The sequence below is a fragment of the Polynucleobacter sp. SHI8 genome (assembly GCF_027944005.1).
GTDB lineage: Bacteria > Pseudomonadota > Gammaproteobacteria > Burkholderiales > Burkholderiaceae > Polynucleobacter.
Map to the genome: position 1 here is coordinate 1,647,554 of NZ_AP027204.1, position 14,046 is coordinate 1,661,599.

Here is a 14,046-nt window from a genome sequence, read left to right on the forward strand (position 1 = left end):
CGATGCAAGATTCATTTGCTGGTCATTCACCTGCGATGCAACAGTTTTTGAGGATTAAAGCAGAAAACCCGCACGCTCTTTTATTCTTTCGAATGGGTGATTTTTATGAGCTCTTCTTTGAAGATGCCCAAATTGCTGCGAAGATCCTTGATATTACCCTCACCCAACGTGGTCAATCCAATGGCTCTCCCATTAAAATGGCGGGAGTCCCCTATCACTCTGCTGAACAATATCTTGCCAAATTGATTCAAGCGGGTCAGAGTGTGGCGATTTGCGAACAAATCGGCGACCCAGCAACAAGTAAAGGTCCGGTTGAACGAAAGGTCATGCGAATTCTAACGCCCGGCACTGTAACAGATAAAGCACTTTTATCGGAACGTCAAAATAATACCCTGCTCACCTTAACAATGCATCACCAGCAAATTGGTATTGCTTGGTTAGTCATGGCGAGTGGTGAATTAAAAATGGCGCAATTTCCAAGGGGTGATCTACCGCAATATCTTGCGCGTATTTTGCCGCAAGAGTGGCTATGCCAACCTGAACAAAGTCTAGCCTTACAAGAAATGTTGCAAGATATTGCTTATCTGGAAGCTCCAAATACGGAGCAAGTGCCCTCCTGGGTGTGGCAAACCAAAGATGGTGCTGCACGCTTAAAGGACACACTGGGAATACCTGATTTATCAGTGATCGGGATTGATGAAAATCATCCAATGGAACTCGCCTTACAAGCAGTCGGCGTTCTCTTGTCGTTCGCTGCTTATACACAAGGTTTGGGATGGTCGGGAAAAATTCCACATCTTCAGTCCTGTCAAATTGAACAGGGTGATCTGTATATTGGTATGGATGCTGCCACGCGGAGAAACCTCGAGTTAACCCAAACATTAAGGGGCGAACCTGAACCTACTTTGTATTCATTACTCGACGATTGCTCAAGTCCCATGGGGAGTCGCCTGTTACGTCACTGGGTTCACCACCCGATTCGATCTCAAGCCGAGATCAAACAGCGCCATGAAGTGGTGACACAGTTCCTGAGCAACCCTTTTACTTTTCAAGAATTACGCGCTGAATTAAAAAGAATTTCTGATATTGAGCGAATTGCTTCTCGCATTGCCCTCAAAAGCGTTCGTCCGAAAGATCTCTCTAGCCTACGTGATACTCTGAGTTCTCTGCCGGAGATTCGTGAGACCTTAACGGAACTGGAGCGTGATTGTATTTTAATCAGTGCGTTAAAAAATGATTTAATGGTCGAAGAGGATATGCTTGATCTGTTGCGTCGAGCAGTCATGGAAGATCCTGCAAGTGTGATTCGAGAAGGTGGTGTGATTGCGGATGGTTACCATCCAGATTTAGATGAGCTTCGCGCTTTATCAGCGGATACGGGTCAATTTTTAATTGACCTAGAAACCCGTGAACGCGTCCGCACAGGAATAAATACTTTACGCGTTGAATTTAATAAAATCCATGGTTTTTTTATTGAAGTGACTCATGGTCAGACGGATAAAGTGCCTCTAGATTATCAACGTCGCCAAACCCTCAAAAACGCGGAACGCTATATCACCCCAGAATTAAAAGCTTTTGAAGACAAAGCTCTTTCCGCAAAAGAACGGAGTTTTGCTCTAGAAAAACAATTGTTTGAAGAATTAGTCCAAATGCTGCAAAAAGATATTCAAACGATACAGGTCATCGCTAAAGCTCTTGCCAAAATCGATGTTCTTGCAAGCTTTGCCAGTTGTGCTAAAACCTATGAATGGCATTGTCCTGAGCTCGTTGAGCAAGCAGTTATCGAAATCCAACAAGGTCGTCATCCAGTGGTGGAAGCACAATTAGCCAAAAAGTCCTTATCGTTCTCTAGTAATGATGCCCATTTGCAAAGCAATCGGAAAATGTTAATGATTACGGGTCCTAATATGGGTGGTAAATCGACCTATATGCGGCAAGTAGCTTTGATAACGGTGATGGCTTATATCGGCAGCTTTGTACCGGCATCCCATGCAAAGCTAGGTCCAATTGATCAAATCTTCACCAGAATTGGTGCGGCAGATGACCTAGCAAGTGGTAAATCTACCTTTATGGTTGAAATGACTGAGGCGGCAGGTATTTTGCACCGAGCGACGGAACATAGCCTGGTCTTGATGGATGAAATCGGTCGTGGTACTTCGACTTTTGATGGCTTATCCCTGGCCTGGGCGATTGCCAAATACTTGTTAGAGGTTAATCGCAGCTTTACTTTATTTGCCACACATTATTTAGAACTGGCGCATTTGCCGAGTAACTATCCACAATGTGTCAATGTCCATTTATCTGCGATTGAACAAGGTCGTGAACTGATCTTTTTACATCAAGTCAAACCTGGTCATGCGAGCCAAAGCTACGGCTTGCAAGTAGCTCAACTTGCAGGTGTACCAAAACCCATCATTACGCAGGCACGCAAAAAACTACTACAACTTGAAGCGCAAAATGATAGTCATCAGATCCAAAATGATCTATTTGCTCAACCCATAGAGGAGTTTGACCAAGGTGCAGAATCTGTTGCAACTGAGCCTCATCCGGTGGAATTTGCGATCCGTGAACTTGATCCAGATTCTTTAAGTCCTAAACAAGCTTTAGAAGCCCTCTACGAGCTAAAAAAACTTCTTAATTAGTTGAAGTTTTTGTCGTTAGTGCAAGGTTGGGTGATTGTCAGGCCCATTACTGATCAAATCATCCAAATTATCGTAATCGGTATCATCATCTTGATCACCAATCATGAGTCCCATTGCATCTTGTGCACGTCCGTTTTCAACCTCTTCACTGGTTGCCAACCTGACCTCAGTTACCTGAATCCAAAAACGTAGTGCCATACCTGCTAAGGGATGATTGGCATCTAAAATAACGCGATCTTCAGCTAAATCGGTAACAGTGTAAATGAGAGTCTGCTCATCTTCATCATCGGCAGCAATGAACTCCGCCCCATCCTCCTCATCATCTAAACTCGGAACTCCTTCAAACTGCATCCCGATTTCTAATGGTTCAGGAAAACGATTACGCTGTTCAATTCTTAACAATTCTGCGTCATAATCACCAAAAGCATCATGCGGTTCAAGTTGAATATTGGTCTCAAAACCAACTTCTTGATCCTCAAGCAGCTCTTCTATTTTAGGAAAAGTGCCTGCATATCCACCATGTAAATATATCATGGGATCTGCAGACTCTTCAATTAAATTACCTTGAGCGTCTGATAAACGGTATATTAGAGAAACAACTGTATTTTTTTCAATCTTCATTAAAGATATTCTACTTGAAACCTCATTACACCCCCCCAACTCCTCCATTCCCTCTTCCACTCAAAGATCCTTGGGCCTTGTTAGGACAAATGAGTCCTACTGAATTTATGCGTGATTATTGGCAAAAGAAACCGCTTCTGGTTCGTGGCGCAATTCCAGCCTTTGCCCAAAATCCTGAGCTGACCAGTCCAATTTCTAGTAAGGAACTATATGAACTTGCAGGCTACGACCTTGTTGAGTCACGACTAGTCAAAAGAAATCCCTGGACTTTGGAACATGGTCCTCACACTGTCCGTAAAATCCCTAAAATCAATCAAAAAGACTGGACTTTGCTGATTCAAGGGATGGAAGGTTGGCATCCAGCTGCAGCCCAAGTCTTATCTTGGTTTCGTTTTATTCCTGATTATCGTTTAGATGATTTGATGATTAGTATTGCCGGTCCTGGCGGTGGTGTTGGACCGCACCTTGACTCCTATGATGTCTTCCTCATTCAAATGGAGGGTCGTCGTACTTGGAAAATTCAGTCAAATCCAAAAAAAGGATTTATCGAAGAACTCCCTCTGAAAATTTTGGAACAATTTAATCCAAGCGATGAATGGACTCTAAATCCTGGCGATTTATTGTACCTACCGCCGCAAATTGCGCATGATGGCATTGCTCTAGATCCTGGCACACAAACGTGGTCGGTTGGCTTTCGCTCACTCAGCTGGCGCGAGCTTCTTCAAGAGACATTATGGCGCTTGGCAGATCAACTCGAGGACGATTTAAGTCTAGGCCAGATTCTGACAGACCCACATCAATCTGCCACAGATCGACCTTCCAAAATACCTTCGCATTTAACCCAGTCTCTAAAAAATCGCTTTAATGAACTTCCTTGGCATGGCAAAAATTTAGATGAATTACTGGAATTTGCTCTCGGTGAAATCCTCTCAGAACCTAAACCTCAAGTTGTTTTTTCACCACCAATTGACCTCCTTTCCGAAGGTGAATTCAGGGCAGCATGTGTTCTTCAAGGTTTACATGTCCACCCACAAACACGCTTAAATATAAGTGGAGATTACCTGTTTTGTAATGGTGCGATCCTAACTTATATTGATAAGAAATCAGAGGCTTACGAATACTGGCTGCTGTTTGCTCATCAACGAGGCTTCCTTCCAAAGCAATGTCGCCGTTTCTTGGCCTACCCTTCGATGTTTGAACATATTTATGAGGGTTACACCAATGGCTGGTTCGAATTAGGGGAATATGACTAATTAGGGAAAACTCTGGGACATTTCATCAATTTTAGATATAATAAGTTTGGATTTAAATATGGGTCCAACTCCAATTACAAAAGATTGTTGTTATATTGATTCAATTAATTAAAAGGATATTAAACATGAAGAAGTCACTATTACTAGCTGCTTTATTAGCTATGGCTGTAGCCGCTTGTAGCAAAACTGAAACTGCTGCTCCTGCTGCTCCTGCTGCTGAAGCTGCAAAACAAGAAGCTGCTGCTGCAGTTGATTCCGCTAAAGATGCTGCTAGCCAAGCTGGTGCTGCTGTTAAAGATGGCGCTGCTGCCGCTGTTGATGCTGCTAAAGACGCTGGTACTGCTGCCGCTGATGCTGCTAAAGACGCAATGAAGAAGTAATTCTTTCTGTTAGAAAAAGCCGCTCTTTTGAGCGGCTTTTTTGTTTTTTAAGGTTGTTTTTGTGAAGTTTGGTAAGCGATTAATTCGGAGTAATATTTGCTTCACGAACCACCTTCCCCCAACGTAGGGTTTCAGATTTAATAAAGCCACGGAATTCCTCTGGGGTATCCACTTGAACTATGGCTCCTTCATTGCGCAGTTTCTCTTTGGCTTCGATCGTGTCAAAAGCCATTCTTGTCCCCTGATTTAGTTTATCGACAATCTCGCGGGGTGTACCTGCTTTTACAACCACTCCATACCACTGCGTAGCATCAAAGCCTTTGAGCTCGGGAACTCCTGATTCGGATAAGGTTGCTACCTGTGGCAGTACGTCAATCCGTTTTAAGCTAGATACTCCTAAAGGCACAACTTTCTTTGCCACTATGTGTTGCATGAGTGGGGGGGCTCCCGTCATCGTCATACTAACTTGTCCGCCTAATAAATCCATCACTGCTGGCGCAGTGCCTTTGTACGGAATATGCAAAATATCCGTTTTAGTAACCAATTTAAAATATTCCATGGCAATATGCGCAGCACCACCACTACCACCTGAGCTATAGGTGAGTTTGCCTGGATTGGCTTTTGCGTATGTAATTAACTCTTGAATGGTTTTAAATGGCTGATTGGGGTTAACAACAAAAATATTGGGTACCAAAGCTATCCTACTGATAGGCGCAAAATCTTTGACGGGATCATAGGAGAGATTTTTAAATAAAGATGGATTGACTGCCAATGTACCGATATGCCCCATAAAAACAGTGTAACCATCGGCGGGGGCTTTGAGCACTTCATTGACCGCGATTTGCCCGCTCGCTCCAGCTTTGTTTTCAATAATCACGGGTTGTTTCCAAATCAGTGTTAATTTTTCACCCAACATTCTAGAAAAAATATCAGTCGATCCACCCGGAGGAAACGGCACGATCAGTCGGATTGGCTTTTGCGGATAGTTGGTTTGCGCAACACTCCATACTGGAATCAAAGCAATCAATACCCACGATAAATGAACTAAATACTTTTTCATCAAACTTCCTGACTTTATTCTGTTGTCGTTTTTTGTAACTTCTTTAACCACGGTCGTGCATTACCTTCATAAACTGAGGGCCCTAATCGAAAATGCTGCGCCTCCTGAAAGGTAAATACGGCAGGTACATCTTCACTATAAACCTTATCGCCCTTGGGTAGTCCTCCATTCAGCGCTACTTGGGAGTGCAATGGACGTCCTAAAATCTGAGATAGTCTTGCGGAAACTTCAATTAAGCCATCCACAGAAATCCCCGTAGGAATCCCCATCGTATCTAATAAATGGACAAAATCCTCCGTTGGAATCATGCCTGTAGCCTGCCCGTTGCCACAATATGGACAGCCTCCAATACCCCCAATCGAGGTGTCCGCAATGATGGTGTGGCGATGATCTAAACACTTGATCGCCTCATACATAGAGATCATCGCTAAACCTCTAGCGTTGTGCAAATGCAAACGAAAATCTGTAATGCTCGGGAATAACTCAGTAATAGCTGTCAGATCCTTTGCCACTGCAGTTGGAGTATTCCATGCCATTGGGTCAGCCATGTCAACGCGCGTCACTTTGATGCCTTGCTTTTGCCATGCATCATATTGCTTTTGCAACATCTGCATGCGCATCTCATGAGTAAACTCACCTGAGAAATTGGATCCCCATCCAGCACTGAGGCCAATCGCACCTTCTTGTAGTCCTTCCGCTTTACTTCTTGTAATCGGTGCTTGCCACTGCTCTTCTTGTTCTTCGAGTGTTCGATTGGTGTTTCTTTGAATAAATATTGGACAGGCATGTAAATGAGTGGCATGGATCTGATCAATTGCAAGTGGCGGCGCGTATTCCAAACGCTCTAATCGTCCCCGCTCATTGAGTGCCAGGACAAAAAAGGAAACTCCCGGTGTCGGTTTTAAACGCTTGACTACTTCTAAAGAATCCGCCATTTGTGGACTCCATTTAGGATTTACAAATGCGCCAACCACCATCCGGTTTACACCGGCATCTACCATCATTTGTAACAGTTCTAATTTTTCATCAACGGTCACACCTTCACGTTCGATTTGTAAACCATCGCGCAACGTTTCATCCGTGATGAGTACCTTAGGATAGTTCTTCATTTGTACTCTTCCTTAACAATTTTTCCAAACAGGTTGACGTTTTTCTAATCTGGCAGTAATCCCCTCTTGACGATCTTCACTTAAGTAGGGATTTAATCCAGGGTCCTGACGAAGCGCTGCTGCAACGGGCATATCTAACCCTTTTAGCGCCACTGCTTTGACACGTCGCACTGAGATAGGGGCATTACTTGCAATGACTCGTGCGAGCTCAAGAGCCGTGGATAAAACCTTTTCTTTAGATACCAATCGATTGATTAAGCCCAAATCATTTGCTCTGGCCGCAGTAATGTACTCTCCAGTAAGTAACATGTCTAAAGCGTGAGTAATACCAATCAGTCGGGGCAATAATACGGACCCAAAATTAGCACCCATGCCAATCTTTGTTTCCGGCAATCCAAACATTGCAGCATCATGGGTCACTCTTAGATTACATGCTAATGCTAGCTCAAAACCACCAGCTACTGCACTCCCATTAATAGCAGCAATCACCGGTTTTTTTGTTTCATATACCAGCTCAAAAATATTACGTTCCACACGATTCATGGGTGTACGAAACTTGATACCCACTTGATCATTGTGGTGGATGTTTTTGAGATCTGCACCTGCGCAAAAGGCGTCTTCACCAGTTCCAGTAATGACTAAAACCCGAACTTCAGGATCTTCTTCGGCGTCTAATATGGCATTCATCATCTTCATTTTGAGAGCCTCAGATAATGCATTGCGACGATGCGGACGATTGATCCTGAGGATTCTAATAAACTCCTCATGTTCAATGATTAAATCATCTAACTCTTCTTGGGGTTCACTCATATTGCATTACCTTTCCGAACGTCTTGTTTCACCGCTTGTGCTGCAATCGCAGCCTCAATTTCAGTCATACTAAAACCAAATTGTTGCATCACTTCGGTCGTGTTTTCACCAAGTTTTGGCGCAGGTAAAAAATCCTCACGCATGCCACCTGAAAACTGATTGGTTAAACCGATTTGCTGAATCTTCCCTTCAGTAGGATGTTCGATTTCCTGCAAAAAACCTACGTCCTGTAAATGGGGGTCTTTCAATAAATCTTCTAAAGAGTTATATCGCATACATGGAATATCTGACTTCTCAAAAATTTCTATCCACTCTTCTGATGTTTTACTGCCAAGTGAAGTCGATCGAAGTTGGTAATAAGCTTCACTATTTTTAGTTCGAATCGCAACGTTACAAAAACGTGGATCATCTTTTAACTCTGGTCGTCCAATCGCATCAAAAAAAGCAAATGCCTGTGCATCCGTGTTTGGTGAAATCGATATATATCCGTCAGCTGTTTTGGCTGGTCGGTTATTCTTATCTAGCACCCGCGCATCACCAATCGGGCCTATGGGTGGCTCAAATGTCATATTCCCCATATGCTCTCTTAAGACAAATGCGGCTGCAGTTTCAAACATCGGAATCTCAAGGAGTTCTCCCTGCCCTACTTGAGTTCGTCGATATAGTGCAAAGCCAATCGCTTGGGCACTCACTAGGCCAGTGATGTGATCTGTCACAACCATCGGCACAAATCTTGGTTCTCCTGCAGATTTTTCAAAAGTTGCGGCAAAGCCCGCCGATGATTGAATCACGGTGTCATAAGCTGGTCGATTAAAGTAAGCTCCACCTCGTCCAAATGCCAACATCTGACAATAAATTAATTGTGGGTTGTGCGCTTGTAAACTCAACCAATCCAATCCCAGTTTTTGTAATGCTCCTGGACGCATGTTGGTCACAAAGACATCTGCTTTTTTTAATAATCGAATCAGTATCTCTTGACCTTTGGCGTTTTTCAAATCAATACATATTGATTTTTTATTACGGTTAAAGTTCATGAACTTTCCAGTCATACCTGGGTTTCTACCACCGCCTCCAAGTTGGCGCATTAAATCACCTTCAGGAGATTCAATTTTAATGACTTCGGCGCCATGATCCGCTAGGGTAAGTGAGCATACTGGGCCAACCACGACGGAGGATAAATCAACTACAACAACGCCATCTAATGGTCCTTTTGGAGTTGCTTGTGTTGATGAACTGCTTTGCATTTTATTCTCCCTTAAGCCCCATTTGGCCAACTAAAGGTCCCCAACGCTTAGCATCTGAGACCAAAAATTGTGTAAATTGCTCGGGTTGATTACCGAGTATATCTGATCCATCAGCTGTCAGGCGAGCTTTAATATCGGGTTGCTTCAGGACTTCTTGCATCGCTTGATGAATCTTTTTAATCATCTCTGGAGGGGTTTTCGCCGCAGCAATTAAACCAAACCAATTCACAAATTCAAAATCCTTTAAACCTAACTCTTGCATGGTTGGCACTTGAGGTAAAGCTGGAGAGCGAACTTTACTTGTAACACCTAATAAACGTAATTTGTTTGCGCTGGTTAGTTCTTTTGCTGTGATTTGCGCCACAAAGGCAAAATCAACATCCCCCGCTGCTACCGCTGTAGCCGCGGGTGCAGCCCCTCGATAAGGCACGTGAGTTAATTTCAAACCGGTATCGATGCGTAACATTTCTCCAGATAAATGACCACCACTACCAATACCCGCAGAACCATAGTTCAAGGGTCTTGTTTTACCGAGTTCAATTAATTCTTTATAGGATTTAATGGGAGAATTACCTCCCACCACGAGCACCAATGGTGAAGTCACAATCATCGTTATACCCGTGACATCTTTAATAGGGTCATAACTTAATTTTTTAAATAAATAGGGGCTGAGTGTATGCGGCGTATAGATCAACTGTAATGTTTGACCATCCGCTGGCGAACTCATCATGCTTCCAGTTGCAATAATGCCACTGGCCCCTGATTTATTTTCAATCAGAACAGTTTGTCCTAATATTTTCCCAAGGGGTTCAGAGATAATTCTGGCATAAGTATCGCTAGACGCGCCTGGAACTGAACCTACTAATAAACGTATCGGTTGAGTGGTCGCAGAGGTTTGGGACTGGGCAAGTGCTAAATCAGATAAAAAAAGGCTCAAAGAAATGTTTAAAAAAAGATTAATAACTTTCTTTATTGCATTCATGTGATCATATCTCCATCTTGACATTAATCCAAAATCCAATAAAGGTATCACCCCTTATTGGATTTTAAAGATACTGCCTCCGCAACAAGTTGTCGTTAATAACTTACTTGTGCATCTATTATTTTTAAAATTTGCTGATCAACGTCGCCTTTGACAATAGTTCCATTGTCTTCAAGCGCGGTCACGATTGTTTTGGCACTATCACCCTTTACAACAACACGATAACGTTTTGCTTTTCTGAGTTCCTCTTCTTTAGATGATTTAAACATATTAGAGAACCATGAACCAGATGATTTAGGATCAACTTCTTTCGTATTAACAAAACGAACAAAGTAAATACCCTGTGAACGATCTCGATCTTCAACGGTAAAGTTAGATCGATCTAAGGCTAAACCTACTTCACGCCAAGTTTTATCAAAACTTTGATTAATAGTTAATTGAGCAGCATCCGCAACTTCTGTCACGCGTGATGTACGTGCAAGCCCTGAGCCACTATTTTTTGCTAGTTCTGATTTTGCGGCATCATAATTTGTACCCAGATAGACCATCATTCTTGCTAACATTTCTGCTTCAAGTTCAGGATCTGAAGCTCTTGCTGTCCACATAGTTGAATCAGGCTGAGTCGGATTACTTCCAACTAATTTCTCTTCAGCACCACGATGAGTCACATATACTTCAGTTTCATTGTTCGTATTCTTTTCTAAGCGGGTCCGGAACTTGTCTCTCTCCCCGGTTGAATAAATACTATCTAATGTACTACCCAAAAACCGTCGAATCATATCCTGCGGAATCTTGGCACGATTTTCTGCCCAATCAGTTTCCATAATTCCTGTTGCAGGGGAATCTGTAATTAGTAAAAAACCTGTATCTTCCCAAAATGATTTGATTTTTGGATAAACATCATTCGCTGACTTATTGACAACAATCCAACGACGCTGCCCATCTCTTTCAATTCGAATGCCAGCTTGAGCAGGGGTAACCGTATTCTTTGTATCTTCTTTTTTTGCTTTCGATGTTGCTGAGTTATATTGCGAAAGTGTCGCTGTACCATCTGCAACTGCATATCGCTTTTCAGGATTGGAAGTAGATAAATCTGGTGGAATCGCTAAACTAGGAATCTTTTTTTCACCCTGAGATTTGTAATCAATAGATTCACCATTCAAGGTAGATGTGCAAGAAGATAAGAAAAAAGCTCCAAAAACAGCCATGAATGTGATACTTAATTTTGCCACTCTTAATTCGTTCAGCATAGTTTCCTATAGGTTTTAAACAATTACACCTGTCTTACGTAATACCTCTTTTAAAGGTTCGCGAAGACTCTCAGTCAAAGGTGTCAATGGTAAACGAATGCCTTTGTCAATAACACCCATTTCATGTAAAGCCCATTTCACAGGTATTGGATTAGGCTCAACAAACATCATTTGATGAAGTTTTAATAACTTAAATTGTAATTCTCGAGCCTGAACTAAATCGCCAATAACTGCCGCCTCACATAAAGATGACATCATCTGTGGAGCAACGTTTGCAGTAACGGAAATATTACCGTGTCCACCCATCAACATTAAGAAAATAGCCGTTAAATCATCTCCTGAATACACTGCAAAATGATGACTCTTTTGTTCTTTCAAGCCCGCAATCAAGGCGCTTACACGCTCTAAATTACCAGTAGCATCTTTTAAACCATTAATTCCTGGAACCTGAGCAAGGCGCAAAATAGTTGCATTACTCATATCAGCAACCGTTCTGCCTGGCACGTTATATAAAATGACTGGTAAGTCAATTTTTTCAGCAATCGTTTTAAAGTGCGCATAAATGCCATCTTGAGTCGGCTTATTGTAATAAGGTACTACTTGAAGGCTAGCATCTGCTCCAACCTGTTTAGCGTATTGTGTCAACTCTACAGCTTCTCGAGTTGAATTTCCGCCTGTTCCAGCAATGACAGGTATCCTGCCATTAATATGCTCAACTGCAACACGAATTAATTCACAATGTTCTTCTACATTAACCGTAGGCGACTCTCCAGATGTCCCAACAATGACAATACCGTGAGTTCCTTGCTCTACATGCCAATCCAACAAATGACGCAATGCGTCAAAATCTAGCTCCCCATCTTCTTGCATTGGAGAAACAATTGCAACAATGCTCCCTAGAATAGGTAACTGTGGATATAAAGTTTTCATGTTCATCATAGAATTGTAGCCCAATCTCAGGTCCTTACTGCACAAATTCGTTGAATCATGGCTGGCTTCGGATCTTCCACATAACCACTTTCAAAAGCGTTAATGTGAAATGATTGTTTGGCCAAAACCACCTCTAAAAGCTCATTTTCTCTTAATAAAAAATTTGGATTTGAGGGTTTACCAAATGCTTCATTTCCTATCGCAAAAGTCTCATAAATCAACACTCCTCCCTCATCAATCAATTCCAACATATTTTCTAAGTGAGGACGATACAAATAATTCGTAACGATTAATCCTGAAAACTTTTCCAACTGAAGATCAAAGGCAAACTCCTCTTTCTCTAAGTCAATACAACGTAACTCAATGGCATTGGGTTGACATTGATGCAATCTTTGTAAACTCGGCAAGTGAATATCAACTGCCAAAACTTGATACCCTAACTCTGCTAAATAAACAGAATGCCTGCCAGTGCCACACGCATAATCCAAAACTCTTTTAGATCCACTATTTGAAGGAATCCGCCCAGCAAAATGTGCTACCCAGGGAGAAACAGTAGAAAAATTATGAGTAATCAAGCCCCATTGCCTCACGAACATCTCGCATAGTTTCCTGAGCAGTTTTGCGCGCTTTGTCGCAACCGTCAGCAATAAGAGCTCTTAATAAGCTTGGGTCATCCAAGTATTTTTGAGCTCTTTCCAACATGGGTTGCTGCTCTTTCAATACATTTTGTATCAGTGGTTCTTTACACTCAAGACAGCCAATACCCGCTGTCTTACATCCTTGCTGAACCCAATCTTGGGTAGTCTGATCTGAATACACCACATGTAATTCCCAAACTGGGCAATTTTTAGGATCCCCAACATCAGTTCTTCGAACGCGTGCAGGGTCTGTTGGCATGGTTTTTATTTTTTTAGAAATAGACTGGGCATCTTCCCGCAATGAAATCGTATTTCCATAAGATTTAGACATCTTTTGTCCATCTAATCCTGGCATTTTGGATGCTTGTGTCAATAAGGCTTGGGGTTCAACAAGAATGATTTTTCTTGCCCCTTCAAGATAACCAAACAGTCGCTCCCGATCACTCATCGATAAATTTTGCGCTTCATGCAAAATCGCTTGGGCTTGCTCGAGGGCTTCTTCATCACCCTGCTCTTGGAAAGCTGTTCGAGCCTCTAAATATAATTTGGTTCTTTTGCCCCCTAGTTTCTTGGCGGCTTCTATGGCTTTTTCTTCAAAACCAGCTTCACGACCATACAAATAATTAAAGCGTCTTGCGACTTCTCGGGTCATTTCTACGTGAGGTATTTGGTCCTCACCCACCGGTACGTGCTGAGCACGATAAATGAGAATATCCGCTGCCTGTAACAAGGGATAACCTAAAAATCCATAGGTCTGAAGATCTTTTTCCCGTAACTTTTCAATTTGATCTTTATAGGTAGGAACCCGCTCTAACCAACCCAAAGGTGTTCCCATGGATAGCAGTAAAAATAATTCAGCATGCTCCGGCACTTTACTTTGAATAAATAATGTCGCCTGTGTTGGATCAACGCCTGCGGCTAACCAATCAATTACCATTTCCCAAACCGAGTTTTGTATGACCTCTGGTGATTCATAATGCGTCGTCAAGGCATGCCAATCAGCAACAAAGAAAAAACAAGGGTATTCAGATTGCAACCGAATCCAATTTTTTAATACGCCATGATAATGGCCTAAATGCAATGACCCAGTGGGGCGCATGCCAGATAATACGCGTTCAGAATACATA

The 14,046-nt window shown here is 42.4% G+C and carries 13 protein-coding genes; 3 read left to right on the forward strand and 10 right to left on the reverse strand.

The window, feature by feature from the left end:
- Positions 1 to 2: 2 nt before the first annotated feature.
- Positions 3 to 2,642, forward strand: coding sequence for a DNA mismatch repair protein MutS (mutS, locus tag QMN06_RS08265; RefSeq protein ID WP_281969650.1), 2,640 nt, complete (start codon positions 3 to 5; stop codon positions 2,640 to 2,642).
- Between the two features lie 15 nt (positions 2,643 to 2,657).
- On the opposite strand, the gene QMN06_RS08270 is transcribed toward mutS, so the two are convergent.
- Positions 2,658 to 3,263 carry a peptidylprolyl isomerase gene (locus QMN06_RS08270; protein ID WP_281969651.1) on the reverse strand — a complete coding sequence of 202 codons (606 nt, stop codon included), beginning with the start codon at positions 3,261 to 3,263 and terminating at the stop codon, positions 2,658 to 2,660.
- An 89-nt stretch (positions 3,264 to 3,352) separates the two neighbouring features.
- Between QMN06_RS08270 and QMN06_RS08275 the strand changes: the two genes are divergently transcribed.
- Together QMN06_RS08275 and QMN06_RS08280 are read left to right on the forward strand one after the other, a co-directional pair.
- Positions 3,353 to 4,516 (forward strand): cupin domain-containing protein, encoded by a 1,164-nt coding sequence (locus tag QMN06_RS08275; protein WP_281969652.1) that lies wholly within the window; start codon positions 3,353 to 3,355, stop codon positions 4,514 to 4,516.
- A gap of 125 nt (positions 4,517 to 4,641) precedes the next feature.
- A complete protein-coding gene (locus QMN06_RS08280; protein WP_281969653.1) occupies positions 4,642 to 4,896 on the forward strand; it encodes a hypothetical protein in 255 nt (84 codons plus the stop codon).
- 79 nt (positions 4,897 to 4,975) lie between these two features.
- On the opposite strand, the gene QMN06_RS08285 is transcribed toward QMN06_RS08280, so the two are convergent.
- From QMN06_RS08285 to QMN06_RS08325, 9 genes are all read right to left on the reverse strand, one after another.
- On the reverse strand, positions 4,976 to 5,956 hold the full coding sequence (locus QMN06_RS08285) for a tripartite tricarboxylate transporter substrate binding protein (protein ID WP_281969654.1): 981 nt from the start codon (positions 5,954 to 5,956) through the stop codon (positions 4,976 to 4,978).
- A 14-nt stretch (positions 5,957 to 5,970) separates the two neighbouring features.
- Positions 5,971 to 7,065: a hypothetical protein gene (locus QMN06_RS08290; protein WP_281969655.1), complete on the reverse strand. Its 1,095-nt coding sequence runs from the start codon at positions 7,063 to 7,065 to the stop codon at positions 5,971 to 5,973.
- A gap of 12 nt (positions 7,066 to 7,077) precedes the next feature.
- Entirely contained in the window at positions 7,078 to 7,875 is a 798-nt protein-coding gene (locus tag QMN06_RS08295) for an enoyl-CoA hydratase/isomerase family protein (RefSeq protein ID WP_281969656.1), read from the reverse strand.
- A complete protein-coding gene (locus QMN06_RS08300; protein WP_281969657.1) occupies positions 7,872 to 9,119 on the reverse strand; it encodes a CoA transferase in 1,248 nt (415 codons plus the stop codon). The genes QMN06_RS08295 and QMN06_RS08300 overlap by 4 nt, the downstream gene beginning before the upstream one ends.
- A 1-nt stretch (position 9,120) precedes the next feature.
- Positions 9,121 to 10,056, reverse strand: coding sequence for a tripartite tricarboxylate transporter substrate binding protein (locus QMN06_RS08305; protein WP_281969658.1), 936 nt, complete (start codon positions 10,054 to 10,056; stop codon positions 9,121 to 9,123).
- Between the two features lie 140 nt (positions 10,057 to 10,196).
- Positions 10,197 to 11,351, reverse strand: coding sequence for an outer membrane protein assembly factor BamC (bamC, locus tag QMN06_RS08310; protein WP_281969659.1), 1,155 nt, complete (start codon positions 11,349 to 11,351; stop codon positions 10,197 to 10,199).
- A gap of 15 nt (positions 11,352 to 11,366) precedes the next feature.
- Complete coding sequence (gene dapA / locus QMN06_RS08315) at positions 11,367 to 12,290, reverse strand: 4-hydroxy-tetrahydrodipicolinate synthase (RefSeq protein ID WP_281969660.1); 924 nt, start codon at positions 12,288 to 12,290, stop codon at positions 11,367 to 11,369.
- 17 nt (positions 12,291 to 12,307) lie between these two features.
- Entirely contained in the window at positions 12,308 to 12,856 is a 549-nt protein-coding gene (locus QMN06_RS08320) for a methyltransferase domain-containing protein (protein ID WP_281969661.1), read from the reverse strand.
- Positions 12,843 to 14,045 (reverse strand): tryptophan--tRNA ligase, encoded by a 1,203-nt coding sequence (locus QMN06_RS08325; RefSeq protein WP_281969662.1) that lies wholly within the window; start codon positions 14,043 to 14,045, stop codon positions 12,843 to 12,845. Before QMN06_RS08325 ends, QMN06_RS08320 begins: the two co-directional genes overlap by 14 nt.
- Between the last annotated feature and the right edge of the window lies 1 nt (position 14,046).